Annotated in this window: 26 protein-coding genes and 1 tRNA gene; 2 read left to right on the top strand and 25 right to left on the bottom strand. The window is 61.2% G+C overall.

The window, feature by feature from the left end:
• Positions 1 to 7: 7 nt before the first annotated feature.
• The 25 genes from P3T16_RS28245 to P3T16_RS28125 all read right to left on the bottom strand — a co-directional run bounded on the left by P3T16_RS28245 (position 8) and on the right by P3T16_RS28125 (position 24956).
• Positions 8 to 1204, bottom strand: a complete 1197-nt coding sequence (locus P3T16_RS28245; RefSeq protein ID WP_429258011.1) for an acyl-CoA dehydrogenase family protein — start codon at positions 1202 to 1204, stop codon at positions 8 to 10.
• Between the two features lie 55 nt (positions 1205 to 1259).
• Positions 1260 to 1685 carry a DUF1178 family protein gene (locus P3T16_RS28240; protein WP_429258010.1) on the bottom strand — a complete coding sequence of 142 codons (426 nt, stop codon included), beginning with the start codon at positions 1683 to 1685 and terminating at the stop codon, positions 1260 to 1262.
• Between the two features lie 251 nt (positions 1686 to 1936).
• Entirely contained in the window at positions 1937 to 2527 is a 591-nt protein-coding gene (locus P3T16_RS28235; RefSeq protein ID WP_429258009.1) for an NUDIX domain-containing protein, read from the bottom strand.
• A gap of 43 nt (positions 2528 to 2570) precedes the next feature.
• Complete coding sequence (locus P3T16_RS28230; protein WP_429258008.1) at positions 2571 to 2873, bottom strand: DUF2818 family protein; 303 nt, start codon at positions 2871 to 2873, stop codon at positions 2571 to 2573.
• The gene (gene nuoN / locus P3T16_RS28225; RefSeq protein ID WP_429258007.1) at positions 2873 to 4345 is read right to left on the bottom strand and encodes an NADH-quinone oxidoreductase subunit NuoN; all 1473 of its coding nucleotides are present in this window, start codon (positions 4343 to 4345) and stop codon (positions 2873 to 2875) included. Before nuoN ends, P3T16_RS28230 begins: the two co-directional genes overlap by 1 nt.
• A 25-nt stretch (positions 4346 to 4370) precedes the next feature.
• Positions 4371 to 5861 (bottom strand): NADH-quinone oxidoreductase subunit M, encoded by a 1491-nt coding sequence (locus P3T16_RS28220; protein WP_429344786.1) that lies wholly within the window; start codon positions 5859 to 5861, stop codon positions 4371 to 4373.
• A 14-nt stretch (positions 5862 to 5875) separates the two neighbouring features.
• Positions 5876 to 7954, bottom strand: a complete 2079-nt coding sequence (gene nuoL / locus P3T16_RS28215; protein WP_429344785.1) for an NADH-quinone oxidoreductase subunit L — start codon at positions 7952 to 7954, stop codon at positions 5876 to 5878.
• A 17-nt stretch (positions 7955 to 7971) separates the two neighbouring features.
• Positions 7972 to 8277 (bottom strand): NADH-quinone oxidoreductase subunit NuoK, encoded by a 306-nt coding sequence (gene nuoK / locus P3T16_RS28210; protein ID WP_006052894.1) that lies wholly within the window; start codon positions 8275 to 8277, stop codon positions 7972 to 7974.
• A 17-nt stretch (positions 8278 to 8294) separates the two neighbouring features.
• Positions 8295 to 8999 carry an NADH-quinone oxidoreductase subunit J gene (locus P3T16_RS28205; RefSeq protein WP_429344784.1) on the bottom strand — a complete coding sequence of 235 codons (705 nt, stop codon included), beginning with the start codon at positions 8997 to 8999 and terminating at the stop codon, positions 8295 to 8297.
• 170 nt (positions 9000 to 9169) lie between these two features.
• Positions 9170 to 9658 carry an NADH-quinone oxidoreductase subunit NuoI gene (gene nuoI / locus P3T16_RS28200; RefSeq protein WP_063495298.1) on the bottom strand — a complete coding sequence of 163 codons (489 nt, stop codon included), beginning with the start codon at positions 9656 to 9658 and terminating at the stop codon, positions 9170 to 9172.
• A gap of 15 nt (positions 9659 to 9673) precedes the next feature.
• Positions 9674 to 10738 (bottom strand): NADH-quinone oxidoreductase subunit NuoH, encoded by a 1065-nt coding sequence (gene nuoH, locus P3T16_RS28195; RefSeq protein ID WP_429258003.1) that lies wholly within the window; start codon positions 10736 to 10738, stop codon positions 9674 to 9676.
• Positions 10739 to 13072, bottom strand: a complete 2334-nt coding sequence (nuoG, locus tag P3T16_RS28190; protein WP_429344783.1) for an NADH-quinone oxidoreductase subunit NuoG — start codon at positions 13070 to 13072, stop codon at positions 10739 to 10741.
• 125 nt (positions 13073 to 13197) lie between these two features.
• Complete coding sequence (nuoF, locus tag P3T16_RS28185) at positions 13198 to 14526, bottom strand: NADH-quinone oxidoreductase subunit NuoF (protein ID WP_429258001.1); 1329 nt, start codon at positions 14524 to 14526, stop codon at positions 13198 to 13200.
• Positions 14523 to 15008 (bottom strand): NADH-quinone oxidoreductase subunit NuoE, encoded by a 486-nt coding sequence (nuoE, locus tag P3T16_RS28180; protein ID WP_228874847.1) that lies wholly within the window; start codon positions 15006 to 15008, stop codon positions 14523 to 14525. Before nuoE ends, nuoF begins: the two co-directional genes overlap by 4 nt.
• Positions 15009 to 15131: 123 nt before the next feature.
• Positions 15132 to 16385, bottom strand: a complete 1254-nt coding sequence (locus P3T16_RS28175; RefSeq protein ID WP_429258000.1) for an NADH-quinone oxidoreductase subunit D — start codon at positions 16383 to 16385, stop codon at positions 15132 to 15134.
• 9 nt (positions 16386 to 16394) lie between these two features.
• Entirely contained in the window at positions 16395 to 16997 is a 603-nt protein-coding gene (locus P3T16_RS28170) for an NADH-quinone oxidoreductase subunit C (protein WP_429257999.1), read from the bottom strand.
• A 24-nt stretch (positions 16998 to 17021) separates the two neighbouring features.
• Positions 17022 to 17501 carry a NuoB/complex I 20 kDa subunit family protein gene (locus tag P3T16_RS28165; protein ID WP_006052903.1) on the bottom strand — a complete coding sequence of 160 codons (480 nt, stop codon included), beginning with the start codon at positions 17499 to 17501 and terminating at the stop codon, positions 17022 to 17024.
• Between the two features lie 62 nt (positions 17502 to 17563).
• Complete coding sequence (locus P3T16_RS28160) at positions 17564 to 17923, bottom strand: NADH-quinone oxidoreductase subunit A (protein ID WP_090531360.1); 360 nt, start codon at positions 17921 to 17923, stop codon at positions 17564 to 17566.
• 170 nt (positions 17924 to 18093) lie between these two features.
• Positions 18094 to 18178, bottom strand: a tRNA-Leu gene (locus P3T16_RS28155).
• A 113-nt stretch (positions 18179 to 18291) separates the two neighbouring features.
• Positions 18292 to 18669: a preprotein translocase subunit SecG gene (gene secG / locus P3T16_RS28150; protein WP_429257998.1), complete on the bottom strand. Its 378-nt coding sequence runs from the start codon at positions 18667 to 18669 to the stop codon at positions 18292 to 18294.
• 96 nt (positions 18670 to 18765) lie between these two features.
• Entirely contained in the window at positions 18766 to 19548 is a 783-nt protein-coding gene (gene tpiA / locus P3T16_RS28145; protein WP_429344782.1) for a triose-phosphate isomerase, read from the bottom strand.
• A 129-nt stretch (positions 19549 to 19677) separates the two neighbouring features.
• Positions 19678 to 20694, bottom strand: coding sequence for an NAD(P)H-quinone oxidoreductase (locus P3T16_RS28140; protein ID WP_429344781.1), 1017 nt, complete (start codon positions 20692 to 20694; stop codon positions 19678 to 19680).
• A gap of 132 nt (positions 20695 to 20826) precedes the next feature.
• Positions 20827 to 22974, bottom strand: a complete 2148-nt coding sequence (gene pnp, locus P3T16_RS28135) for a polyribonucleotide nucleotidyltransferase (RefSeq protein WP_429344780.1) — start codon at positions 22972 to 22974, stop codon at positions 20827 to 20829.
• A 296-nt stretch (positions 22975 to 23270) separates the two neighbouring features.
• Positions 23271 to 23543, bottom strand: a complete 273-nt coding sequence (rpsO, locus tag P3T16_RS28130) for a 30S ribosomal protein S15 (RefSeq protein WP_025496081.1) — start codon at positions 23541 to 23543, stop codon at positions 23271 to 23273.
• Between the two features lie 153 nt (positions 23544 to 23696).
• Positions 23697 to 24956, bottom strand: coding sequence for a branched-chain amino acid ABC transporter substrate-binding protein (locus tag P3T16_RS28125; RefSeq protein ID WP_429344779.1), 1260 nt, complete (start codon positions 24954 to 24956; stop codon positions 23697 to 23699).
• A gap of 200 nt (positions 24957 to 25156) precedes the next feature.
• Here P3T16_RS28125 and P3T16_RS28120 point away from each other — a divergent pair, with 200 nt between their 5' ends.
• Positions 25157 to 25723: a hypothetical protein gene (locus P3T16_RS28120; protein ID WP_429257993.1), complete on the top strand. Its 567-nt coding sequence runs from the start codon at positions 25157 to 25159 to the stop codon at positions 25721 to 25723.
• A gap of 87 nt (positions 25724 to 25810) precedes the next feature.
• Positions 25811 to 26422 carry a carbonic anhydrase gene (locus P3T16_RS28115; RefSeq protein ID WP_429344778.1) on the top strand — a complete coding sequence of 204 codons (612 nt, stop codon included), beginning with the start codon at positions 25811 to 25813 and terminating at the stop codon, positions 26420 to 26422.
• Positions 26423 to 26534 lie beyond the last annotated feature (112 nt).

Here is a 26534-nt window from a genome sequence, read left to right as displayed (position 1 = left end):
CCGCTCCTCAAAGGCCCAGAATCATCTGCGCGATGATGTTCTTTTGAATCTCGTTCGAACCGCCGTAGATCGACGTCTTACGGAAATTGAAGTAATACGCCGCCAGCGGCGCTGCATCGTCGTCGCCCGCGATGCTGTGCTCGCGCTCACCCTCGAGGAATGGCACATCGAACGGCGCGGCCATCGGACCGACCGCTTCGAACATCAATTCGGTCAACGCCTGTTGCACTTCGGTGCCCTTGATCTTCAGCATCGACGCTTCCGGTCCGGGCCCGCGTCCGCCTGTCTCGGCGCTCACGACACGTTGCACCGTGATTTCGAGCGCCATCATTTCGATTTCCAGATTCGCGACCTTCGCGGAGAACACCGGGTCGTGGAGCAACGGCTTGCCATTCTTCTTCTGGTTGAGCGCGAGACGCTTCAGGAACACGAGTTCGCGCTTCGACTGACCGACACGCGCGATACCTGTGCGCTCGTGGCCAAGCAGATACTTCGCGTACGTCCAGCCGCGATTCTCATCACCGACGAGATTTTCGACCGGCACTTTCACGTCTTCGAAGAAGACTTCGTTCACCTCGTGATCTTCGTCGAGTGTGATGATCGGACGCACGGTGATGCCGGGCGTCTTCATGTCGATCAGGATGAACGAAATGCCCTCCTGCTTCTTCGCGCCGCTATCGGTGCGCACGAGGCAGAACATCATGTCGGCGTGCTGGCCGAGCGTCGTCCACGTTTTCTGGCCGTTCACGACGTAGTGATCGCCAACGCGCTCCGCGCGTGTACGCAGCGACGCGAGGTCCGAGCCCGAGCCCGGCTCGGAGTAACCCTGACACCACCAGTCGGTGCCGTCGAGAATGCGCGGCAGGTAGTGGCGCTTTTGCGCCTCGCTGCCGTATTTCATCAGCACGGGCGCCACCATCGATACGCCGAACGGCAGCACCGACGGCGCGCCGATGCGGGCACATTCTTCGTCCCAGATGTGGCGTTGCGTCGGGTCCCAGCCCGGGCCGCCGAATTCTTTCGGCCACGCGGACACCGACCAGCCGCGCGTGCCGAGCAGCTTGTGCCAGCTCGCGAAGTCTTCGCGGTTCAGACGTTTGTGGTTGAGTACCTTGTCGCGCAGCGCGTGAGGCAGGTTAGCCTCGAGCCACGAACGGATGTCGGCGCGGAATGCGTCGTCAGCTTGGGAATAATCCAGATTCATGCGCTAAGTCTCCTGGCCGCGGCTGGACCGCCGCCGCCAGGAAGGCACCGCGCCGTTACTGCAGCGGTTCTTTCAGGGCGGCCGGGACCGGCAGCGACATCACTTCGATGCCTTCTTCGACCAAGGCTCTCGCGTCTTCGGGTGTCGTGACACCACGAATACTGCGTGCAGGCGCTTCGTTGTAATGAATGCGCCGTGCCTCCTCGGCGAAGCGGTCGCCCACGTTCTCGGTCTTTTCCAGTACCTCGCGCAGTGCACGCATCGCGTACGCCTGCAATTCAACCGCGTTCGCAGGCGCGGAAGCCGCCGTAGCGCCGGACAGGTTCAGCCTGGGCGCAGACGGCACACGGCTCACTTCGGTCACTCCGCAGATCGGACATTCGACCAGCTTGCGGGACAACTGCGACTCGAAATCATCGGCGGAAGCGAACCAGCCTTCGAACCGATGGCCATGCGGACACGTTAAATCGAGGACCTTCATGTGGAATCAGGGCTTGCAACCAGTTTATCGCAAAATGGAAATTTGTGAACGATCGTTCGCAAAAAATTTAGCTTTTCATCTAAGGGCGCGATGCGCGCTTTCAATCGATAGCGTGGGCCGATTCTAGCGCTTTGCGGCGAACCCCGCCGGAGTCGATTGAAACGCCGGGAGCTATCGCTGAAACGATAACGGCGGCCTCGCGGGCCGCCGTTATGTGTTTGATGCGATGTTCGTGTGCGTACCCCGCCGGTTCAGTCCGCTTCAGGCGCGGCGGTCGGCCATACGCCCGACAAAACCTTCTCCAGCCAGAACGTCCCGATGATCGTCTTGACGTCGGTGATCTTGCCGGTGCGCACCCACTCCGACACTTGCGGCACGGTCGCCGTGAAGAGTTCGAGGAATTCGCCATCGTCCAGCTTGCGCTCGCCAGCGGTGAGCCCGCGCGCGAGGTAGATGTCGATGAACTCCGTCGAATACGAAATGATCGGGTGGATGCGTGTGATGTACACGTATTCGCGCGCCGTATAACCCGTTTCCTCGGCCAGTTCGCGCTTTGCGCAGGCCAGCGCGCCCTCGTCCGGATCCAGCTTGCCGGCCGGATACTCGTACATCACCTTGCCGATCGGATAGCGAAACTGGCTTTCCATCAGCACGCGGCCGTCGTCAAAGAGCGGGATCACCATCACGGCGCCCGGATGCTGCACGTATTCGCGCGTGGCGTGCTTGCCATCGGGCAACTCGACGGTATCGCACTTGAGCGTCAGGAACGGACCCTCATGCAGCGTCCTGCTCTCCAGGCACTTTTCGGTGAGCTTTGCGTCGTGGTTCGGGAGTTCAGCCATGTGCGGACCTCAGAAAAAGCCGGGAACGCGACGGCTGGCGCCGTCAGCGTCGTTTGAGAAGGTACTGCCAGGTGAAGCCAGGGAAAGCGAACACGACGAAGAGACTGAACGTGACCGCATAGAACTGCCAGCCCTGGTCGAAGCGGTTGCCGGCGCGCGCTTCGAGCATGAAGCCGAGCGCGCCGATCACGAAATACAGCACGATCATTTCGGCTATTCGCAACCAGGCGCTCTTCTTCGCCGCCTTCAACTTCATCGGGACGACGGCGAAGAGCCGCTGGTTCAGGAACGGCAGGTTGGCGCCCACGAGCGCCAACAACACGATAAACCAGCCTGCTGCCGACATTACAGCGGCAGTGTGTGCTGGATAGCCTGCAGGCAGACCGTCATCAGCGGACCCGGCACGATGCCGAGCACCAGTACCGCGACACCGTTCAGCGCGAGCAGCGCGCGCTTGCCGGCGTCGCCGACGATCGGCGACGTATCCTGCGGCGCGTCGAAGTACATCAGCTTGACGATACGCAGGTAGTAGAACGCGCCGAACAGCGACGTCACCACGGCCAGCACAGCGAGCCACGTCAGACCTGCGTTCACCGTCGCTTCGAGCACGGCGAGCTTCGCGTAGAACCCGACCGTCGGCGGAATGCCGGCGAGCGAGAACATCATCACCATCATCACGAAGGCGAAGATCGGGCTGCGCTGGTTGAGACCCTTGAAGTCGTCGAGCGTTTCGGCTTCGAAATCGCGGCGTGCGAGCAGCATCACGATGCCGAACGTGCCGAGCGTCGTCACGAGATAGACGATGCTGTAGAACATCGCGGAACCGTAAGCGTCAGCCGCCCCACCCGCCTTGCCGTCGACCACACCCGACAGCAGACCGAGCAGCACGAAGCCCATGTTCGAGATCGCCGAGTAAGCCAGCATCCGCTTGATGTTGCGCTGGACGATACCCGTGATGTTGCCGACGATCATCGACAGCGCCGCGAGAATCACCAGCATTTCCTGCCAGTCGACGGCGAGCGGCAGCAGACCCATCACCAGGAAGCGCAGGCCCCACGCGAATGCCGCGACCTTCGGGCCACCGCCGGTGAGCAGCGTCATTGCAGTCGGTGCGCCTTGATAGACGTCCGGCACCCACATATGGAACGGCACTGCGCCCATCTTGAACGCCACGCCCGCCACGATGAAGATCACGCCGAACAGCAGCACGACATCGTTGATATGACCCGAAGCCACGGCCTTCAGCACTTCGCCGAGTTCGAGCGAACCGGTCGCGCCGTACAGCATCGAGATACCGTACAGCAGGAAGCCCGATGCGAGCGCGCCCAGCACGTAGTACTTCATTGCCGCTTCGTTCGACTGCGCCGCATCACGACGCAGCGCAATCACGGCATACAGCGACAGCGACATCAGTTCCAGACCAAGGTACAGCGTCAGGAAGTTGTTGCCCGAGATCATCACGAGCTGGCCGAGCAGCGAGAACATGCCGAGCAGGAAGAAGTCGCCGCGGAACAGGTCGCGATCTTCGAGGTACTTGCGCGAATAGATGATCGACACCGCGTAACCCAGCGACACCACCGCCTTCATCGCGCTGGCGAACGGATCCACCACGTACATGCGCGAGAAGAAGTAATGCGGCGTCGGGTCGAACGCGTTGATCGCAAACCACACGCCGGCGACCACCGACGACAGGATGGCGATGTAATACGTCGTACGGCGACTGGTCTCGCCGAAGAACGTGTCGTTGAGCCACGCGACGACCACTGCGAACATCAGCAGCGCGTCAGGCAACAGAGCATTGATAGGGGCGTTTTGCATGATCTTTAGATTCCTCCGCTCTGTATTACTGTGACAACGGCAGCTTGGACTGCGCGACGTGGGCGAGGAGGTTTTCCACGGATACTTGCATCACATCGGTGAAAGGCTTCGGATACAGGCCCATCAACAGCGTCAGGCCCGCCAGCACAGCCAGCATGAAGAATTCGCGACGGTTGACGTCGAGCAGGTTCTTCACGTGATCGTTCGCGACGGCGCCGAAGTACACGCGCTTGTACATCCACAACGTGTAGGCCGCGCCGAGAATCAGCGTGAACGCCGCACCGCCCGCGATCCAGAAGTTGTACTGGACGGCGGCCAGAATCACCATGAATTCGCCGACGAAACCGGAGGTGCCCGGCAGGCCGCAGTTGGCCATCGAGAACAGCATCACGAGCGCCGCGAACTTCGGCATCGTGTTCACGACGCCGCCGTAATCGGCGATCTGGCGCGAGTGCATACGGTCATACAGCACGCCGATACACAGGAACATCGCGCCCGACACGAAGCCGTGCGAGATCATCTGGATGATTGCGCCTTCCACACCGAGCTGGTTGAAGATGAAGAAGCCGAGCGTGACGAAGCCCATGTGCGCAATCGACGAATACGCGACCAGCTTCTTCATGTCCGTCTGCACCATCGCGACGAGACCGATGTAGATCACCGCGATCAGCGACAGCGTGATCACGACTGGAGCCAGGAAGTGGCTTGCGTCCGGTGCAATCGGCAGGGAGAAACGCACGAAGCCATAGGCGCCGAGCTTCAGCATGATCGCGGCCAGCACGACCGAGCCGCCCGTCGGCGCTTCCACGTGCGCGTCGGGCAACCACGTGTGGACCGGCCACATCGGCACCTTCACGGCAAACGCAAGGAAGAACGCGATGAACAGCAATATCTGCGGCGTCATGCCGATCTGCGCGCTCTGCCACGTGGCGAGATCGAACGTGCCCGTCTGCGTGTACAGGTACAGCAGCGCGACCAGCATCAGGAGCGAGCCCATCAGCGTGTACAGGAAGAACTTGAACGCCGCGTACACGCGGTTCGCCCCACCCCACACGCCGATGATGATGTACATCGGGATCAGCGTTGCTTCGAAGAACACGTAGAACAGCATGCCGTCGGCGGCGCTGAACACGCCGACCATGATGCCCGACAGGATCAGGAACGAAGCCAGATACTGCGACACGTTCTTCGTGATGACTTCCCACCCTGCGATCACGACGATCACTGTGATCAACGCGGTCAGCACGACGAACCACATCGAGATGCCGTCGACGCCCAGGTGATAGGTGATGTTGAAGCGTTCGATCCAGTTCGCCTTCTCGACGAACTGCAATTCAGCGGTGCTCGAATCGAAGCTGGTGATGAGCGGAATCGTGACGATAAAGCTGAGTACCGAGCCGACCAGCGCAATCCAGCGCGCCGGGCCGGGGTTCCTGTCGGAACCGATGGCAAGGACCAGGAGGCCGAACAGGATCGGCAGCCAGATCGCGATACTGAGAATCGGATAAGCGTGCATTAGTGTCCCTCGCCTTATTTGCCGCCGAGCGTTACAAACAGGGTCAAGAGCCCCAACATGCCGATAATCATGGCAAACGCGTAGTGATAGATGTAACCGGATTGGAGGAAGCGGATCACGCTGGCAAACCAGCCAATGAAGCGCGCACTGCCGTTGACGATACCGTCGATGACCACGACGTCACCTTCCTTCCAGAGGCCGCGGCCGATCGCCACTGCCCCTCGTGCGAAGACGACTTCGTTGATCTTGTCCATGTAGTACTTGTTGTCGAGCAGCGTGTAGATCGGACCGAACGCGCGCTTGACGACAGCCGGCAGGTCGGGACGAACCAGATACAGGAACCACGCGACCACAACACCCGCGAGCGCGAGCCACACCGGCAGACCCGCAACCGAGTGCAGACCCATCGACGCCCAGCCCTGGAATTCTTCAGCCATCTCATGCAGCGCCGGATGGTTTTCGCCGATGAAGATCGCCTTGTCGAACGCCACGCCGTGCTGGAAGAAGTCGCCGAACAGCAACGGACCAATAGCAATCGCGCCGATGATCACCGACGGAATCGCCAGCAGCACCAGCGGCACCCACACCACCCACGGTGTTTCGTGCGGCTCGTGCGCGTGGCCGTGATCGTCGTGACCATGGCCATGTGCGTCGTGACCGTGACCGTGATCGTCGTGCGCGTGCGCGGCGGCTTCGATACCCATCGGCGATTCCGGATGCTTCGGATCGCGGAAGCGCTCCTTGCCGTGGAACACCAGGAAGTACATACGGAACGAGTACAGCGCCGTGACAAACACGCTCGCCACGACCGCGAAGTACGCGAAGCCCGAACCCGGCAGATGCGACAGCTTCACTGCGTCGATGATCGAGTCTTTCGAATAGAAGCCCGCGAAGAACGGCGTACCGATCAGCGCCAGCGAACCGACCAGCGACGTGATCCACGTGATCGGCATGTACTTGCGCAGGCCGCCCATGTTGCGGATGTCCTGATCGTGGTGCATGCCGATGATCACCGAACCCGCGCCGAGGAACAGCAGCGCCTTGAAGAACGCGTGGGTCATCAGGTGGAAAATGGCGACCGGGTAAGCCGACACACCGAGCGCGACCGTCATGTAACCGAGTTGCGACAGCGTCGAGTACGCGACCACGCGCTTGATGTCGTTCTGGACGACCCCAAGGAAGCCCATGAACAGCGCCGTGATCGCGCCGATCACCGTGATGAACGACAGCGCACTATCCGACAGTTCGAACAGCGGCGACATGCGCGCGACCATGAAGATACCGGCCGTCACCATCGTTGCCGCGTGAATCAGCGCGGAGATCGGTGTTGGGCCTTCCATCGAATCCGGCAGCCAAACGTGCAGCGGGAACTGCGCCGACTTGCCCATCGCGCCGATGAAGAGGCAGATACAGGCGACCGTCAGCAGGCCCCAGCTCGTGCCCGGGAAACTCAGCGACGCGAGTTCGTGGTTCTTCGCGAACACATCGGCGTAGTTCATCGAGCCGGCGTAGGCCAGCAGCAGGCCGATGCCGAGCAGGAAGCCGAAGTCACCCACGCGGTTCACGATGAACGCCTTCATGTTCGCGTAGATCGCGCTTTCACGGGTGAAGTAGAAGCCGATCAGCAGGTACGACACGAGACCCACCGCTTCCCAGCCGAAGAACAGCTGCAGGAAGTTGTTGCTCATCACGAGCATCAGCATCGAGAACGTGAAGAGCGCGATGTATGAGAAGAAGCGCTGGTAACCGTCGTCGTCGGCCATGTAGCCGATCGTGTAGATGTGCACCATCAGCGACACGAAAGTCACCACGCACATCATCAGCGCCGTCAGCGAGTCGACGAGGAAGCCGACTTCGAATTTCAGCTTGCCGACGGTCAGCCATTCGTAGACGGTGGCGTTGAAACTCGCGCCGTTCAGCACGTCGAAGAAGACGATTGCCGACAGGATGAACGAGATCGCGACGCCGAGGATCGTGACCGAGTGTGCCCCGGCGCGCCCCACCGCTTTCCCGAACAGCCCCGCAATCAGCGAGCCGGCCAGCGGTGCAAGCGGAACCGCTAGCAGCAGGTTTTCATTGAGTGTCGTTGACATAACAGCTTTGCCTGAATTTAACCTTTGAGCTGATCGAGATCCTCGACGTTGATCGTGTCGAGGCTACGGAACAGGGTCACCAGAATGGCGAGGCCGATCGCTGCTTCCGCCGCCGCGACGGTCAGCACGAAGAACACGAAGATCTGGCCATGCACGTCGCCGAGGTAATGCGAGAACGCGACGAAATTGGTGTTCACCGCCAGCAGCATCAGCTCGATCGCCATCAGGATGATGATGACGTTGCGACGGTTCAGGAAAATGCCGACGATGCTGATCGCAAACAGGATCGCGCCGAGGACGAGGTAATGAGCAAGGGTCAACATGTTTTTCTCCTGGGCGCTCAGCCGTTCTTCACGGAAGCAGCGGCAGTCGCCTGAGCTGCGGCGGCCTTTGCTGAGGCAGCGGCTTCGGCGGCTTCGGTCGCGGCGGTCTTTTCCGACGGCATCTTGACGACGCGCACGCGGTCCTGAGCGCGCACCTTCACCTGATCACCGATCTTCTGACGCTTGCTGTCCTTCGCGTGACGCGTGGTTAGCGCGATCGCGGCGATGATCGCGACGAGCAGCACGAGACCGGCCACTTCGAACGCGAAGATGTAGTCGGTGTAGATGATCTTGCCGATAATGCGTGTGTTCGACCAGCCAGCGGTTGCGGCTGCGGCGCCTGCCACTGTGGTGTCGCGCACCGGCTGAACCGTCGCGCCGTAGCCGTGCCAGAGGATCAGCGCGGTTTCGATCACGATGATTGCGCCGACGATCGTCGCCATCGGCACGAAACGTTTGAAGTCGCGCCGCAGCACATCGAGATTGATGTCCAGCATCATCACGACGAACAGGAACAGCACCATCACCGCGCCGACGTAGACCAGCACGAGCAGGATCGCGAGGAATTCAGCCTCGAGCAGCATCCAGATCGCCGCAGCGTTGAAGAACGCGAGCACCAGGAAGAGCGCGGAGCTCACCGGGTTGCGCGAGGTGATCACCTTCAGCCCTGATACCACCAGGAGCAGCGCGAAGATGTAGAACAGTACGGTCGTGAATTCCATGATTACCGGTTCATCGTTAGGCCATCGTCAGGCATGGTTCTTTGGCACGCGCATCTGTCAAAACCAGCACACAGGTGCGAGGCCGAAGCGGTCAGACTTCAGCGCACGGCCCCAACAGCAGGCCGTTGCAGCGTCGAACTAATAGCGTTTCAGCAGTGCTCAGGCGCGTTTCAACGATAGGGCGCGTCGGCCGCCTTGTTTGCAGCGATCTCGGCTTCGTAGCGATCGCCCACGGCCAGCAGCATGTCCTTCGTGAAGTACAGGTCGCCGCGCTTTTCGCCGTGATATTCGAGGATGTGCGTCTCGACGATCGAATCGACGGGGCAGCTTTCTTCGCAGAAACCGCAGAAGATGCATTTGGTCAGGTCGATGTCGTAACGCGTCGTGCGGCGCGTGTTGTCCGCGCGCGTTTCCGATTCGATCGTAATGGCGAGTGCCGGGCACACCGCTTCGCACAGTTTGCAGGCGATGCAGCGCTCTTCGCCGTTCTCATAGCGGCGCAGTGCATGCAGGCCGCGGAAACGCGGCGAAATCGGCGTCTTTTCTTCGGGGAACTGCACCGTGATCTTGCGCTGGAACGCATAACGTCCAGTCAGCGCGAGACCTTTCAGCAGTTCCGTCAGGAAGAAGGTCTTGAAGAAGTTTTGAATTGCGGTCATGGGTTCATCCGCCCTTTATTTCCAGATATTCAACGGCGACATGATCCAGAAGCCGACCACCACCAGCCACACCACGCAGACCGGAATGAAAATCTTCCAGCCCAGACGCATGATCTGGTCATAGCGATAGCGCGGGAATGTGGCACGCGCCCAGATGAACACCGACAGCAGGAAGAAAATTTTCGCGACGAGCCACACGATGCCCGGCACGAACGACAGGAAACCGAACGGCGCGCTCCAGCCACCGAGGAACATCGTCGCGGCGATCGCCGAGATCACGATCATGTTGATGTACTCGGCAAGGAAGAACAGCGCGAACGCCATGCCCGAGTAATCGATCATGTGGCCAGCCACGATTTCCGACTCCCCTTCCACCACGTCGAACGGGTGGCGGTTCGTTTCAGCGATGCCGGAAATAAAGTAGACGACGAACATCGGCAGCAGCGGCAGCCAGTTCCATGACAGGAAGTTCAGACCGTAGCCCGCGAAAATGCCGCGTTCCTGCGAAGTGACGATGTCCGAGAGGTTCAGGCTTCCCGAGGTCATCAGCACGACGACGAGTGCGAAGCCCATCGAGATTTCGTACGAAACCATCTGTGCCGCGGCGCGCATCGCACCGAGGAATGCGTACTTCGAGTTCGACGCCCAGCCGGCGAGAATCACGCCGTACACACCAACCGACGAAATCGCCATTGCGTACAGCAGACCGGCGTTGATGTCGCCGAGCACCGCGCCCGCCTGGAACGGAATCACCGCCCAGACCGCGAAGGCCGGCACCACCACCATGATCGGCGCAATCATGTAGATCCAGCGGCTTGCCTGCGTCGGCTGAATGACTTCTTTCAGCAGCAGCTTCAGCACGTCGGCGATTGGCTGCAACAGACCCATCGGGCCGACGCGGTTCGGACCGAGACGCACGTGCATCCAGCCGATCAGCTTCCGTTCCCACAGGATCAGGTAAGCCACGCACAGCAGGATCACGACGGACACCACCAGGATGCGCACCAGCGCCCACACCGTGGGCCATGCCACACCGAGGATCTGGGCGCCGCCCGAATTGATCGTTTCGAACAAGCTCATTTACGCCTTCTCCACCACCAGTTCACCGAACAGGCTGCCGAGCGCAGCACCAGCAGGTGTGCCTGCCGATACGCGGACGACCGTCTGCGCAAGGTTCGCATCACGCACGGCCGGCAGTTGCACCGACAGTTCGCCCTGGCGTACGCGGATCGCGTCGCCATCCTTCAGACCCAGCTTGTCGAACAGCGCAGCCGGCAGACCGACCGAATTCGCTGCGCGCGCCGCTGCCGTCAGGTGCAGCGACTCAGCGCGGCGCACCAGCGGATCGGCGTGGTAAATCGGTACATCGGCGATGCGTTCGAACTTGCCTTCGGCGGCCTTCGCTGCGTTGCCGCGGGCAACCGCCACGCCAGCCTTGTTCGACAGACGCGATGTGAGATCGCCGTCGCCCAGTGCAGCCGTACGCACTTCTTCAGCCGTATCGAATTCGAAGCCCGGCATGCCGAGGATGCTGCCGAGCACGCGCAACACCTTCCATGCCGGACGTGTTTCGCCGAGCGGACGCACGACGCCGTTGAACGTCTGCACCGTCCCTTCAGCGTTGACGAACGTGCCGGCCGTTTCCGTGAACGGAGCGATCGGCAGCAGGACGTCAGCGTAGTCGGTGCCCGTCACGAACGACGACATCACGACGACCATTTCCGCCTGCTTCAACGCGGCCAGTGCCTGCGCCGGGTTCGCCGTATCGAATTCCGGCTCGAGGTTCAGCAGCACATAACCCTTGCGCGGCTGCTCGAACACTTCACGTGCGTTCAGACCGCCTGCGTCCGGCACTGCGCCGACGAGGTGTGCGCCGACCGTGTTCGCTGCTTCCGTGAGGAAGCCGAGCGTTGCACCGGTTGCGTCAGCGATCCATTGAGCCGCTGCGTGAATCTGCGCAAATTGCGGATGCTGAACAGCGCCGTTGCCAAGCAGCACGACGCGCGTCGAGCCACCCGCGAGCGATGCTGCGGCCTGCTTCGCCGCGTCCGATGCTTCGACGCCTGCGAGTGCTTCCGGCAGCGTTTCGCCACGCAGTTCAGCGACCGAGGCCGCGATGCCAGCAAGTTCGTCGAGCCATGCGGACGGCGCAGCGACAACGCGCTTCGCCTGCGGGATCAGTGCGTCGTCAGCGGTTGCCTGCACGAAAGTCAGCTTCGCACCACCCTTCGCAGCCTGACGCAGACGCGCGGCCAGCAGCGGGTGATCGCGACGCAGGGTCGAGCCGACGATCAGCGCTGCATCGATATTCGACAGATCGGCGATGGCCGTACCCAGCCACGGCGTACCGTTGACCGGTGCCGAGAAATCGGACTGACGCAGACGGAAGTCGACGTTCGGCGTACCGACCGCCTGTGCGAGCTTCTTCAGCAGGAACAGTTCTTCGACCGTGCTGTGCGGGCTGGCGAGTGCGGCCAGCGCGTTCGCGCCGTGGTCGCCCTTGATGCCATTCAGACCCTTGACGACGTATTCGAGCGCCGTCTGCCAGTCGGTTTCAATCCACCTGCCGTCCTGCTTGAGCATCGGCTGCGTGAGGCGTTCCGCGCTGTTCAGGGCTTCGTACGAGAAACGATCCTTGTCCGAGATCCAGCATTCGTTGATCGATTCGTTTTCGAACGGCAGCGCGCGCATCACGCGATTGTTCTTCACCTGCACCACGAGGTTCGCGCCGACGGAATCGTGCGGGCTCACCGACTTGCGGCGCGACAGTTCCCAGGTACGGGCGCTGTAGCGGAAAGGCTTGCTGGTCAACGCGCCGACCGGGCACAGGTCAATCATGTTGCCCGACAGTTCCGAATCCACCGTCTTGCCGACGAACGACGTGATTTCCGAGTGCTCGCCACGACCCAGCATGCCGAGTTCCATCACGCCGGCGACTTCCTGACCGAAACGGACGCAACGCGTGCAGTGAATGCAACGCGTCATTTCTTCCATCGAGATCAGCGGGCCAACGTTCTTGTGGAACACAACGCGCTTTTCTTCGCTATAACGCGACGACGACTTGCCATAACCCACCGCCAGATCCTGCAGCTGACATTCGCCGCCCTGGTCGCAGATAGGGCAATCAAGCGGGTGGTTGATCAGCAGGAATTCCATCACGGACTGCTGCGCCTTCACGGCCTTGTCCGACTTCGTGTGCACGATCATGCCCGCCGACACCGGCGTCGCGCATGCCGGCACAGCCTTCGGCATCTTCTCGACGTCGACAAGACACATCCGGCAGTTGGCCGCAATCGACAGCTTCTTGTGATAGCAGAAGTGAGGAATGTACGTATCGACCTTATGCGCAGCCTGGATCACCATGCTGCCTTCGGGCACCTCGACCTTCTTGCCGTCTATTTCAAGTTCAACCATGATGGTCAATCTTCCTTAACCTGTTACCGCTCAATCGTTCGCCCGCTCATTTGCCCATTCAATCGCCCGCTGTTTAGCAAGTCGAAGCGATGAATCCCCGCGGCTGGTGCTTTAGCGTTATTCGCCTAGGCGGCTACTGTTTCCGTTGCTGCTGCGGCTCCGGCATGGCCACCGACCATGCAGTGCTTGTGCTCGACGTGGTACGCAAACTCGTCCCAGTAGTGCTTCAGCATGCCGCGCACCGGCATCGCCGCTGCATCGCCGAGCGCGCAGATCGTGCGGCCCATGATGTTTTCAGCGACCGAGTTCAGCAGGTCCAGATCTTCCTGGCGGCCGAGCCCGTGTTCGATGCGATGCACGACGCGATACAGCCAGCCGGTGCCTTCACGGCACGGCGTGCACTGACCGCACGATTCTTCGTAATAGAAGTACGACAGACGCAAGAGCGAACGCACCATGCAACGCGTCTCGTCCATCACGATCACCGCGCCCGAGCCGAGCATCGAGCCGGCCTTCGCGATCGAGTCGTAGTCGAGATCGGTGTTCATCATGATGTCGCCCGGGATCACCGGTGCCGACGAACCGCCCGGGATCACAGCCTTGATCTTCCTGCCGCCACGCATGCCGCCGGCGAGGTCCATCAGCGTCGCGAACGGCGTGCCGAGCGGAACTTCGTAGTTGCCCGGACGTTCGATGTCGCCGGAGATCGAGAAGATCTTCGTGCCACCGTTGTTCGGCTTGCCCAGCTCGAGGTACGCCTGCGGGCCGATTTCCAGCAGGAACGGCACAGCAGCGAATGTCTCGGTGTTGTTGATCGTCGTCGGCTTGCCGAATGCGCCAAAGCTCGCCGGGAAAGGCGGCTTGAAACGCGGCTGGCCTTTCTTGCCTTCGAGCGATTCGAGCAACGCGGTTTCTTCGCCGCAGATGTAGGCGCCGTAACCGTGGTGCGCATGCAGTTCGAACGAAAAGCCCGAACCCATGATGTTCGCACCGAGAAACCCTGCGCGACGCGCTTCTTCAAGGGCTTCTTCGAAGACCTTGTAGGTTTCCCAGATTTCGCCGTGGATGTAGTTGTAGCCGACCGTGATGCCCATCGCGTATGCGCCGATAGCCATGCCTTCGATCAGCGAATGCGGATTCCAGCGCAGGATGTCGCGGTCTTTGAACGTGCCCGGTTCGCCTTCGTCCGAATTGCAGACGAGGTACTTCTGCCCCGGAAACTGGCGCGGCATGAAGCTCCACTTCAGGCCGGTCGGGAAGCCCGCACCGCCACGGCCGCGCAGACCCGACGCTTTCACGTCGGCGATCACCTGCTCGGGCGGAATCTTTTCTTCCAGAATACGGCGCAGCTGCTTGTAACCGCCGCGCGCGACGTAATCTTCGAGATGCCAGTTGTCGCCGTTCAGGCCGGCGAGAATCAGCGGTTTGATGTGACGATCGTGTAAAGACGTCATTTCGAAAGTTCCTCGAGCAGCTGGTCGATCTTCTCGCGGCTCATGAAGCTGCACATACGGTGGTTGTTCACGAGCAGCACCGGCGCATCGCCACACGAGCCCATGCATTCACCCTCTTTCAGGGTGAACTGGCCGTCAGCAGTGGTTTCGCCGAAGTCGATGCCGAGTTTCTGTTTCAGGTATTCGGCGGCGCTTTCCGAACCGCCATCCGGACCGAGCTGGCACGGCAGGTTCGTGCAAAGCGTGATCTTGTACTTGCCGACCGGCGACGTGTTGTACATCGTGTAGAAGGTCGCAACCTCCTGCACGGCAACCGCGGGCATGCCAAGGTAGTCAGCCACGAACTGCATGATTTCGGGCGACAGCCACCCGTGCTCTTCCTGAGCAGTGGCCAACGCCGACATCACGGCGGACTGTTTCTGATCGGCGGGATACTTCGCGATCGCGCGATCGATTTCTTTCAGGCCTTCAGCTGAGATCATTTTCAGACACGACTCTTTCAATTCCTACCGAACGAAAACCTGCCGCTCACTACGTGCCGCGACAGACCCGGCGTTCCTTTGCATGACGCGCGAGGGACCGCGCGCGCCGTTACGAATATCGCTCTAGCGATCCACTTCGCCGAACACAATGTCCTGCGTACCGATGATCGTCACAGCGTCGGCGATCATGTGACCGCGCGCCATTTCATCGAGCGCGGACAGGTGCGCATAACCCGGCGCGCGAATCTTCAGGCGATACGGCTTGTTCGCGCCATCCGAAATCAGATAGATGCCGAACTCGCCCTTCGGATGCTCGACCGCTGCATACGCCTCGCCTTCCGGCACATGGAAGCCTTCCGTGAAGAGCTTGAAGTGGTGAATCAACTCTTCCATGTTCGACTTCATGCCGACGCGCGACGGCGGCGCAATCTTGTGATTGTCGATCATCACCGGGCCCGGATTCTTGCGAAGCCACTCAATGCACTGTTTCACAATGCGCGTGGACTGGCGCATTTCTTCGACACGCACCAGATAGCGGTCGTAGCAGTCGCCGTTCACGCCAACCGGAATATCGAAATCCATCTTGTCATAGACTTCGTACGGCTGCTTCTTGCGCAGATCCCACTCGATGCCCGAACCGCGCAGCATCGCGCCGGTCATGCCGAGTTGCAGCGCACGTTCCGGGCTGACCACGCCAATGCCGACCAGACGTTGCTTCCAGATCCGGTTGTCGGTGAGCAGCGTTTCGTACTCGTCGACGCAGTGCGGGAAACGCGTAAAGAAATCGTCGATGAAGTCGAGCAGCGAACCTTGACGGTTCTCGTTCATCTTCGACAGCGCCTTCGCATTGCGAATCTTCGACGCCTTGTATTGCGGCATTGCGTCAGGCAGATCGCGATAGACGCCGCCCGGACGGTAGTACGCTGCGTGCATCCGTGCACCGGACACTGCTTCGTACACGTCCATCAGGTCTTCGCGCTCGCGGAACGCGTACAGGAACACCGCCATGGCGCCGACGTCGAGTGCATGTGCGCCGATCCACATCAGGTGGTTCAGCACGCGCGTCACTTCGTCGAACATCACGCGGATGTACTGCGCGCGGATCGGTACTTCGATGCCGAGCAGCTTTTCGATCGCCATCACATAGCCGTGCTCGTTCACCATCATCGACACGTAGTCGAGACGGTCCATGTACGGCACGGACTGGATGAAGGTTTTGGTTTCGGCGAGCTTTTCGGTCGCACGATGCAGGAGGCCAATGTGCGGATCGGCGCGCTGGATCACTTCGCCGTCGAGTTCGAGCACGAGGCGCAGCACACCGTGCGCGGCCGGGTGTTGCGGGCCGAAGTTGAGCGTGTAGTTTTTGATCTCTGCCATGGCGTTCTCTTAGTGTTTCAGACCGCCATAGCGATCCTCACGGATCACGCGCGGCGTGATTTCCCGCGGCTCGATCGTCACCGGCTGGTAGACGACGCGCTTCTCTTCCGGGTCGTAACGCATTTCGACATAGCCGGAAACCGGGAAATCCTTGCGGAACGGGTGGCCGATAAAGCCATAGTCGGTCAGGATCCGGCGCAGGTCCGGGTGACCTTCGAAGACGATGCCGTACAGGTCGAACGCTTCGCGCTCATACCAGTTGGCCGAACTCCAGATATCGACGACCGATGCAACGAGCGGCACTTCGTCGTCCGGTGCGAACACGCGCACGCGCAGACGCCAGTTGTTCGCTACCGACAGCAGATGGAGCACCGCTGCGAAACGCGGGCCTTCGTAGGCACCATCGCCGTACGTCTGGTAATCGACGCCGCACAGGTCCATCAACTGCTCGAAGCCGAGCGATTTATCGTCACGCAGACGCGTCGCCACTTCGAGGTAATCACTCGCCTTGACGACGATCGTCAGCTCACCGATTGCTTCGGTGACGCTCAGCAGGCGGCCGCCAAAGGCCGCCTCGAGGTTCGCTTTGAGAGTCTCGAGTTTGCTTGCCATATTGTGGGGGAAGAGGCGTTGGCCTTATTGACGGGCGATGGTATTGGTGCGGCGGATCTTCGCCTGCAGCTGGATCACGCCGTAGACCAGCGCTTCCGCTGTGGGCGGACAACCCGGCACATAGACGTCGACCGGCACGATGCGATCGCAGCCACGCACCACCGAATACGAGTAGTGGTAGTAGCCGCCGCCGTTCGCGCACGAACCCATCGAAATCACCCAGCGCGGCTCGGCCATCTGGTCGTAGACCTTGCGCAGAGCAGGCGCCATCTTGTTGCACAGCGTGCCGGCGACGATCATCACATCCGACTGACGCGGACTCGGACGAAACACCACGCCGAAACGGTCGAGGTCATAACGGGCAGCGCCCGCATGCATCATCTCGACCGCGCAACACGCGAGACCGAACGTCATCGGCCACAGCGAGCCGGTGCGCGTCCAGTTGATCAGCTTGTCAGCGGTGGTGGTGACAAACCCTTCCTTCAAGACCCCTTCGATACTCATTTGCTTTCCACTCCAGACGGGGCAGCAAGCCGTGCCACCCACGCAAACCGGCGATTAATCTGTCATTCCCAATCGAGGCCGCCCTTCTTCCAGATATAGGCGAAGCCAAGCAGGAATTCGAGCAGGAAAATCATCATCGCCATGAACCCGGGCCAGCCGATGTCGCGCAGGGCTACACCCCACGGGAACAGAAACGCGGTTTCAAGGTCGAAAATAATGAAGAGAATGGCAACCAGGTAGTAGCGCACGTCGAACTTCATGCGCGCATCTTCGAATGCCTCGAAGCCGCACTCGTACGGTGCGTTCTTCTCGGTGTCAGGCCGGTTGGGACCGAGGATCTTGCCGATACTGACCAGTGCTACGCCTAAACCGGTTCCAACAATAAGGAACAACAGGACGGGGAAATAGGCTGCGAGGTTCAAGACTATCCTCAATCGGTTGGTTCTGAATGTCGCCAGGAAGTGTAGCTTACCGCAGCTTCCTGACATCAAATCACTTCGGGCTGCTTTGCAATGCAAGCAAACGGCAAGCAGCCTACCAGAAGTAAAAATGCCAGCCGAAGCAAAAGCAATCGGCTGGCATTAGATAACATTGGTGCCGACGGCGAGACTCGAACTCGCACAGCTTTCGCCACTACCCCCTCAAGATAGCGTGTCTACCAATTTCACCACGTCGGCACTACTGCAATCCGGGAAAACAAGCTATAAAACCCGCGAATCGCTTCAAGACTTGAATTGTAACTGGTTTAAACAGTTTGTTCAACGCACAAAAAGCGTTTCGACCGAAAATTTTATTTCGGCACGTCCTGGCCCGGAGCCGATGCAGCAGACGCCGCAACAGGCGCCGACACACCCGCCGGAGCGGACGCAGCAGAAGCCGAAACCGGAGCGGTCACTGCCGCGCCGAGCACGCCCACCGACGGTTTCGAGCGATACGAACCGAGGTACGTGAGCGTCAGCGTCGTGACGAAAAACACAGCGGCGAGCACGGCAGTGGTACGCGACAAAAAGTTTGCCGAGCCCGTCGCGCCGAAGAGACTTCCCGACGCGCCGCTGCCGAATGCAGCGCCCATATCGGCGCCCTTGCCGTGCTGCAGCAAGACGAGGCCAATGACCCCAAGCGCCGACAGCAACTGAACGACGATGATCAACGTTTTCAAATACAGCATCACACTCACCTGAGAGTCTTTATTTAACCGCGCAACACAATGTGTGGTGCACGTAATGGGTCTTCCTCGCCCGGGCGCCCTGCCCGCCTGAGCGGCTTACGCCGCGTCGGCCATCACGGCTTGCGCCGCGCTGCAGATCGCCAGGAAATCCTTGTCCTTCAACGATGCGCCGCCAATCAGGCCGCCATCGATATCCGGCTGACGGAACAACTCTTCCGCGTTGTCGGGTTTCACACTGCCGCCATAGAGCACGTGCACATCGGCGACCGCTGCATCTTTTGCGGCGAGGCGCCCGCGCAGAAACGCATGAACCTGCTGCGCCTGTTCGGCCGTCGCACTCCTACCCGTGCCAATCGCCCAGACCGGCTCATAGGCCACCACGATGCGAACCGCCTCTTCCAGCGAAAGCTGCGCGAGCACGTCGTCAATCTGGGTGCCGACTACCAGTTCCGTCTCGCCCGCTTCGCGCTGTTCAAGCGTTTCGCCGACACAGACAATCGGAATCAGTCCCGCCTCAAGCGCGCGCTGCGTCTTCGCGGCCACCAGCTCTGCGCTTTCGCGATGATACGCACGACGTTCCGAATGCCCGACGATCGCGAACTTCGCGCCGAAATCGGCGGCCATGTCCGCGGCTACTTCGCCGGTGTACGCACCTTCCTTGAACGCGGAGACATCCTGTACGCCCCAGGCCACGCGCGAACCTTCGAGCAACAACTGCGCCTGCGAAAGGTACGGGCACGGCACACACAGGCCCACGAGAATACCTTCCGGCAACGCATCGACGCCCTGCGCCACAGCCTTCAGCAGCCTCGCGTTATCGGCAAGGCGACCGAACATCTTCCAGTTACCGACTACCGCTTTTGCTCGTTGTTTCGACATTGTCTCGTCTTGTCATGAGACAGGCTCGGACACGAGGTCGGCCCGTCTTTCAGAATTCAATGACCCGTACGTCGGGCGCAAAACATGCGATTTTACTGTGCGCAGACGGATCGGGTCAAACCAGTCGAATTAAACATCCGCGCCCCAATTCAGCACGATCTTGCCCACATGCGTACTGCTTTCCATCAGCACATGCGCTTCGGCGGCCTGCGCGGCCGGAAACACGCGATGTACAACAGGTTTGATACGGCCACCCTCGATGTGCGGCCACACGTGCTCTTTCAGCTTCGCGGCGATTTTCGCCTTGAATTCGACCGGCTGCGGACGCAGCGTCGAACCGGTAATCGTCAGACGACGGCGCAGGATCTCGTTCAGGTTCACTTCCGCCTTAGCGCCGCCCAGCAGCGCGATCAACACCAGGCGACCGCCATTGGCGAGCGCCGTCAGTTCGCGCGGGATATAGCTGCCGGCCACCATATCGAGAATGACGTCGACGCCGCGATCGTTTGTCAGCGACTTCACCACTTCGACGAAATCTTCAGTCTTGTAGTTGATCGCGCGCTCGGCGCCCAGTTCTTCGCACGCGCGGCATTTGTCGTCCGATCCGGCGGTTGCGAACACGCGGAAACCCAGCGCATGCGCGATCTGGATCGCGGTCACGCCGATGCCGCTCGAACCGCCCTGCACCATGAACGTTTCGTTCGCGCCGCCCTCGCCCGCGCCCAGTTTCGCGCGATCGAACACGTTGCTCCACACTGTGAAGAAGGTCTCCGGCAGCGACGCCGCCTCGATATCCGTCAGACCCTTCGGCACCGGCAGACATTGCGCAAGCGGCGCAACCGCATATTCCGCGTAACCGCCGCCCGCGAGCAGCGCGCACACGCGATCGCCAGTCTTCAGGCCAAACGGGTTGTGCTTCGCGTCGATCGAGCCGCCAACGATCTCGCCCGCCACTTCCAGGCCCGGCAGATCCGATGCGCCCGGCGGCGGCGCGTAAGCACCCTTGCGCTGGAACACGTCCGGACGGTTGATGCCCGACGCGGCCACCTTGATCAGCACTTCGCCCGCTTTCGGTTCTGGCATGGGCCGTTCGGCCAGCTTCAAAACGTCCGGCGCGCCGAATTCGGTAATCTCGATCGCTTTCATCTGCATCACCTCCAAAGGTGTGGATTGCACTGCAAACCCTGAGCCCGGGCGGGCCGGCTCGCAGTGCAATCCATCCTCCATGAAAAACGGCCGGCGCGCATTCACGCTACCGGCCGTCATTCCCCTACTGCATTACTGCGGCGTCGGCTCGCCTTGCGGCGCGCCAGCCGGCGTTTCGTTCAGCAACGCCTTGGCCGACAGACGCACACGACCCTTCTCGTCCGTCTGGATGACCTTGACCTTCACGTGCTGGCCGTCCTTCAGATAGTCGTTGATATCCTTGATGCGCTCGTTCGCGATCTCGGAAATGTGCAACAGACCGTCCTTGCCCGGCAGGATGTTGACGATCGCGCCAAAATCCAGCAGCTTGAGAACCGTACCGTCATACACCTGACCGACTTCGACTTCCAGCGTGATGTTTTCGATACGCTTCTTCGCTTCGGCCATGCCTTCGCTGCTCGTGCTTGCGATGGTGACCACGCCGTCGTCCGAAATATCGATCGTCGTGCCGGTTTCTTCGGTCAGCGCGCGGATCACCGAACCACCCTTGCCGATCACGTCGCGGATCTTTTCCGGATTGATCTTGATGGTGATCATGCGCGGCGCGAATTCCGACAGTTCCGTGTTCGCACCCGAAACAGCCGAAGTCATCTTGCCGAGGATGTGCATGCGGCCTTCCTTCGCCTGAGCGAGCGCGACCTGCATGATTTCCTTCGTGATGCCCTGGATCTTGATGTCCATCTGCAGTGCGGTCACGCCTTGTTCCGTACCCGCAACCTTGAAGTCCATGTCGCCGAGGTGATCTTCGTCGCCGAGGATGTCGGTCAGGACGGCAAACTTGTTGCCTTCGAGGATCAGGCCCATCGCGATGCCGGCGACGTGCGCCTTCATCGGCACGCCGGCGTCCATCAGCGCGAGGCAGCCGCCGCACACCGAAGCCATCGACGACGAACCGTTCGATTCCGTGATTTCCGACACGACGCGGATCGAGTAGCCGAATTCTTCAGCGCTCGGCAGGCACGCGACGAGCGCGCGCTTGGCCAGACGGCCGTGACCGATTTCACGGCGCTTCGGCGAACCGACGCGGCCCGTTTCGCCGGTCGCGAACGGAGGCATGTTGTAGTGAAGCATGAAGCGTTCGCGGTATTCGCCTTCGAGCGCGTCGATGTTCTGTTCGTCGCCCTTCGTGCCGAGCGTCGCGATCACCAGCGCCTGCGTTTCGCCACGCGTGAACAGTGCCGAACCGTGCGTACGCGGCAGCACGCCGGTACGGATTTCGATCGGGCGCACCGTGCGCGTGTCGCGGCCGTCGATACGCGGCTCGCCGTTCAGGATCTGCGTACGGACGATCTTCGCTTCGATGTCGAACAGCACGTTGCCGACAGTTGCCTTGTCGGCGGCGACCGTGCCGGCAGCAGCGGCTTCTTCTTCCAGCTTTGCCGACGTGGCTGCGTAGACTTCCTTCAGCTTCGTCGAGCGCGCCTGCTTGTCGCGGATCTGGTACGCGGCGAGCAGATCGGCTTGCGCCAGTTCCGACACGCGTGCGATCAGCGCTTCGTTCTTCGCAGCCGGCTTCCAGTCCCATTCCGGCTTGCCGCCTTCACGGACGAGCTCGTGGATCGCGTCGATCGCGATCTGCATCTGCTCGTGACCGAACACCACTGCGCCGAGCATGACTTCTTCGGTCAGTTGCTGCGCTTCCGATTCCACCATCAGCACTGCACGTTCCGTACCGGCGACGATCAGGTCGAGCGCCGATTCCTTCATTTGCGGACGCGTCGGGTTCAGCACGAATTCGTTGTTGATGTAGGCCACGCGTGCTGCGCCGACCGGGCCGTTGAACGGCAGACCGGACACGGCGAGCGCTGCCGACGCGCCGATCAGCGCGGGAATGTCAGCAGGCACATCAGGGTTCAGCGACAGGACGTGGATCACGACCTGGACTTCGTTGTAGAAGCCTTCCGCGAACAGCGGACGCAGCGGACGGTCGATCAGGCGCGAGATCAGCGTTTCGCCTTCCGACGGACGGCCTTCGCGACGGAAGAAGCCACCCGGGATCTTGCCGGCAGCGTAGGTCTTTTCGAGGTAGTCGACGGTCAGCGGGAAGAAATCCTGGCCAGGCTTTGCCGTCTTGGCACCGACAACGGTGGCCAGCACAACGGTGTCTTCGACGTCGACGAGCACCGCACCGCTTGCCTGGCGGGCGATTTCGCCCGTCTCGAGGCGAACGTTATGTTGTCCCCATTTGAATTCTTTGACGATCTTGTTGAACATAGTCACTCCTTTTCTCTTCGTTATGCCGCGCGGACGGGCAGCGGCGCGGCAACGCCAGAGCCGGCGCCACACGGGAAGAGAAGTGTTATGCCATTCCAGAGAACCACGCTTAAGCGCGCGAACCGCTGGAATGACACAAAACTCTGCCCTGAGGCCCGGCCGTGTTCCGGTCACCCGCCGCATGATCTTCCATGCGCACCGCGGATGACATTTCGATGCGCCCCACATGAAGCGCACCGTTCAAAAACAAAATGCCTGTATCAGTTGACTGACACAGGCATCTTGCTGAGAGACTAACCCGATTACTTACGCAGACCCAGCTTCTCGATCAGCGCACGGTAACGGTCAGCGTCCTTGCCCTTCAGGTAGTCGAGCAGCTTACGACGGCGGCTCACCATGCGCAGCAGACCGCGGCGGCTGTGGTGATCCTTCGTGTGAGCCTTGAAGTGAACGGTCAGTTCGTTGATGCGCGTCGTGAGCAGCGCGACCTGAACTTCGGGGGAGCCGGTGTCGTTAGCTGCGCGTGCGAATTGCGCAACGACGTCGGACTTCTTGCTTGTTTCAACTGCGGACATGTTGATTTCCTTAAGTACTAGACAGGCGGTCACGGAAGAAAGGCCGTGCCGTGGGGTTACAACGAGGGGCGTATTGTAGCACAGCCCGAACGGGCCGCGAACCCTCCCTTACAACCCCTGAACGGGCCGGCCCAAAGGGCGCGACCGGCGCGCTCATGGGCGTTTCATGCGACAAACCGCCGGCGGCACGGTGCGCGCCGCCGGCAGCGCCAGCACCGTACGGAATCCGTAGCCGGAGCCCTCGTTGTCGAAGCGCACGCCCGGCGTACCGGCCTTGTCCATCTCCATCACATAAAGGGGCTGGATGAATTGATGATCCTCCGCGCGCATCCACGATGAGTGGAAGCCGTTATCGAACTTCATACCCTCCAGCGCCTTCGCGACGGCCTCGGGCTGGGCGCTGGCCGCGCTGTTCATCGCGGCGGCGAGCATCTCGATCATCATTTCCATGCGCAGCACAGGATAGTCATCGGCGGTGGCGGGAAAACGGGTACGGAAGGCTTTGTACCACGCGTCCGAGGCCGCGCCACCTGCGTTCGGATGCCAGTCCGCAACCGCCACCACCCTGCCGACGCCCGCATCGCCGAGCGCAGCCGGCGCGCCGAGACTGTTGCCGTAGAACGTATAGAACTTCGTGTTGAGTCCCTGCTCGCGCGCCGCCTTGACCAGCAGCGTCAGGTCGTTGCCCCAGTTGCCGGTCACGACCGCGTCCGCGCCGCTCGCACGGATTTTCGCGACGTAAGGCGCGAAATCCTTCACGCGCCCAACCGGATGGAATTCATCGCCGACGATAGTGATATCCGGCCGCTTTGCCTTGAGCGTCTCGCGCGCCAGCGCGCTGACATCGTGGCCAAAGCTGTAATCCTGGTTCAGCAGGTAGATTTTCTTCACGGACAGGTCGCGCTGGATCACGTCGGCGAGCGCGTTCATGCGCATGCCGGCGTGTGCGTCGAAGCGAAAATGCCAGAAGCTGCAGTTTGCGTTGGTCAGCGCGGGATCGTCGGCGGAATAGTTGAGGAACAGTTCGCGGTTATCCAGCTCGCGGGCGTTCTGCTTTTCGATCGCGGTCAGCAGCGCCGCGGCGACCGCCGAACTGTTGCCCTGCAGGATGTAGCCGATATGCTGGTCCGCCGCCGCGCGCAGTTGCACGAGCGCCTCTTCGGCGCTGCCCTTGCTGTCGAGCACGACGAGCTCGAGCGGATGCGCGCCGTCGGCGAGCTTCACGCCGCCCGCCGCGTTCACGCGCTCGACGCCGAGCCGCAGGTTCCGCTCCACCGCCGCGCCGGCGTTGGCAAACGGCCCCGACATGCCTTCGATCAGCGCGAGCCGCACCGGCTCGCCGCCGGCGTGCGCGGCCGTCATCGAGACTGCCGCGAGCGCGGCCAGCGCCGTTCGCATCCAGTTCACCACCATCGTTGCTCCTGCTGTGGTTGGTTCATTCGAAGCGCGGATCATAGAGGCGTGCGCGGCGTCGGGCAAGCGTACGCGCGATGCGCCGCAGGTGCGCCGTCACGCACCGCCGGCAAATCTTTTGCCGCGCCGCATGTCAAAATGACGTGGCTCCATGACAAAAAATGTAACGCGAGGCCACCAGAATGCCATCGGAGGAATTCATGTTTAACCGCCTCTCAACCGCGCCCGCCGCGACCCCGACGTCAGGACAGCCGGCAGAGCCACGCCGGCGTCTGCGGCGCGCGGCGCTCGCCTGCGTCGGCGTGCTGATGCTCGCGGGCTGTGCGCAGCCGTGGCAACAGTTCCGGCCGGGCGAGGACCAGTCCGCGCTGATCACCCGCCTCGGCGCGCCGCGCGAAACGTATGACCTGCCGAACGGCAGCAGGCGTCTGATGTGGCCGACCCAGCCCATGGGCGAAACCACCACCGCCGCGGACGTCGACGCCGCCGGCAAGATTCTGTCCGTGCGTCAGGTGCTGCAACCCAACGAGTTTTATCGCGCCGATATCGGCAAGTGGACGCGCGACGATGTCCTCGTCAATTTCGGGCGCCCGGTGGAGACGTCGTACTTCCCGCTGATGAAGCGCGAGGTCTGGACCTACCGGTATCTCGAAGACAACATCTGGTACATGATGTTCAGCTTCTACTTCGACGATCAGGGTGTACTTCGGACCACGCAGAAAAGCCCGGATCCGCTGCACGATCCGAGCCGCCGCAACTTCTTCTGACCGTGTCGCCGTCATTCGAGCACGCAGGCCGCCTCGTTTCCGAGGCGGCCTTTCTGTTCATCACCCGCCCCTCCGGAGCCGCTTTCGATGAACCTTCCACGACAGATGCTGGCCGCCAATGCCGAATGGGCAGAAGAAACCCTCGCGCGCGACCCGCTTTTCTTCAAGGAACTGTCACAGGGACAGAATCCACAGGTACTGTGGATCGGCTGCTCGGACAGCCGCGTCCCCGCCGAGACCATCACACATTGCCAGCCGGGCGATCTGTTCGTCCATCGCAACATTGCGAACCTTTTTCCGCCCGACGACGACAACTGCGCGAGCGTGCTCGAATACGCAGTGCGCGTGCTGAAGGTCGGTCACGTGATCGTCTGTGGCCACTATGGTTGCGGTGGCGTACGGGCCGCGCTGCTGCCGCCGTCGCCGGAGTTGCCGCATGTCAACCGGCGGATCGCGCCGCTTTGCGCGCTCGCGCAGATGCATCGCCACGAGCTTGACGTCCATGCGTCGGAGGACGGGCGCATTAACCGGCTCGCCGAACTGAATGTGCTGGAACAGGTTCAGCGGCTGCGTGACACCGCCATCGTGCGCGAAAGCCGGCCTGCGCCGCTCGTGCACGGCTGGATCTTTTCGCTCGACGACGGACGCATCAATGTCGTCGCATCGGGTTATTCCGGCGATGAGCCCGCTAGCGCATAGGCGGTTTCGTTCACGCGAGTGCCGCGAGCATACGCCGCGGCGACACGCACATGGCCCAGAAAGCAAAAAACCCCGTGCTCTCGTGAAGCACGGGGTTTCAAATGAACGCACA

The sequence above is a fragment of the Paraburkholderia sp. GAS42 genome (assembly GCF_050436565.1).
Taxonomy (GTDB): domain Bacteria; phylum Pseudomonadota; class Gammaproteobacteria; order Burkholderiales; family Burkholderiaceae; genus Paraburkholderia.
The sequence above is the reverse complement of the archived record's forward strand: the minus strand, read 5'-3'. Positions and strand labels throughout refer to the sequence as shown.

Excerpts from the sequence above, each read along its gene's own strand:
- P3T16_RS28245 (WP_429258011.1), bottom strand. The coding sequence starts at position 1,204 with ATGAATCTGGATTATTCCCAAGCTGACGACGCATTCCGCGCCGACATC.
- P3T16_RS28240 (WP_429258010.1), bottom strand. The coding sequence starts at position 1,685 with ATGAAGGTCCTCGATTTAACGTGTCCGCATGGCCATCGGTTCGAAGGC.
- P3T16_RS28235 (WP_429258009.1), bottom strand. The coding sequence starts at position 2,527 with ATGGCTGAACTCCCGAACCACGACGCAAAGCTCACCGAAAAGTGCCTG.
- P3T16_RS28230 (WP_429258008.1), bottom strand. The coding sequence starts at position 2,873 with ATGTCGGCAGCAGGCTGGTTTATCGTGTTGTTGGCGCTCGTGGGCGCC.
- nuoN (WP_429258007.1), bottom strand. The coding sequence starts at position 4,345 with ATGCAAAACGCCCCTATCAATGCTCTGTTGCCTGACGCGCTGCTGATG.
- P3T16_RS28220 (WP_429344786.1), bottom strand. The coding sequence starts at position 5,861 with ATGCACGCTTATCCGATTCTCAGTATCGCGATCTGGCTGCCGATCCTG.
- nuoL (WP_429344785.1), bottom strand. The coding sequence starts at position 7,954 with ATGTCAACGACACTCAATGAAAACCTGCTGCTAGCGGTTCCGCTTGCA.
- nuoK (WP_006052894.1), bottom strand. The coding sequence starts at position 8,277 with ATGTTGACCCTTGCTCATTACCTCGTCCTCGGCGCGATCCTGTTTGCG.
- P3T16_RS28205 (WP_429344784.1), bottom strand. The coding sequence starts at position 8,999 with ATGGAATTCACGACCGTACTGTTCTACATCTTCGCGCTGCTCCTGGTG.
- nuoI (WP_063495298.1), bottom strand. The coding sequence starts at position 9,658 with ATGACCGCAATTCAAAACTTCTTCAAGACCTTCTTCCTGACGGAACTG.
- nuoH (WP_429258003.1), bottom strand. The coding sequence starts at position 10,738 with ATGAGCTTGTTCGAAACGATCAATTCGGGCGGCGCCCAGATCCTCGGT.
- nuoG (WP_429344783.1), bottom strand. The coding sequence starts at position 13,072 with ATGGTTGAACTTGAAATAGACGGCAAGAAGGTCGAGGTGCCCGAAGGC.
- nuoF (WP_429258001.1), bottom strand. The coding sequence starts at position 14,526 with ATGACGTCTTTACACGATCGTCACATCAAACCGCTGATTCTCGCCGGC.
- nuoE (WP_228874847.1), bottom strand. The coding sequence starts at position 15,008 with ATGATCTCAGCTGAAGGCCTGAAAGAAATCGATCGCGCGATCGCGAAG.
- P3T16_RS28175 (WP_429258000.1), bottom strand. The coding sequence starts at position 16,385 with ATGGCAGAGATCAAAAACTACACGCTCAACTTCGGCCCGCAACACCCG.
- P3T16_RS28170 (WP_429257999.1), bottom strand. The coding sequence starts at position 16,997 with ATGGCAAGCAAACTCGAGACTCTCAAAGCGAACCTCGAGGCGGCCTTT.
- P3T16_RS28165 (WP_006052903.1), bottom strand. The coding sequence starts at position 17,501 with ATGAGTATCGAAGGGGTCTTGAAGGAAGGGTTTGTCACCACCACCGCT.
- secG (WP_429257998.1), bottom strand. The coding sequence starts at position 18,669 with ATGCTGTATTTGAAAACGTTGATCATCGTCGTTCAGTTGCTGTCGGCG.
- tpiA (WP_429344782.1), bottom strand. The coding sequence starts at position 19,548 with ATGTCGAAACAACGAGCAAAAGCGGTAGTCGGTAACTGGAAGATGTTC.
- P3T16_RS28140 (WP_429344781.1), bottom strand. The coding sequence starts at position 20,694 with ATGAAAGCGATCGAGATTACCGAATTCGGCGCGCCGGACGTTTTGAAG.
- rpsO (WP_025496081.1), bottom strand. The coding sequence starts at position 23,543 with ATGTCCGCAGTTGAAACAAGCAAGAAGTCCGACGTCGTTGCGCAATTC.
- P3T16_RS28125 (WP_429344779.1), bottom strand. The coding sequence starts at position 24,956 with ATGGTGGTGAACTGGATGCGAACGGCGCTGGCCGCGCTCGCGGCAGTC.
- P3T16_RS28120 (WP_429257993.1), top strand. The coding sequence starts at position 25,157 with ATGTTTAACCGCCTCTCAACCGCGCCCGCCGCGACCCCGACGTCAGGA.
- P3T16_RS28115 (WP_429344778.1), top strand. The coding sequence starts at position 25,811 with ATGAACCTTCCACGACAGATGCTGGCCGCCAATGCCGAATGGGCAGAA.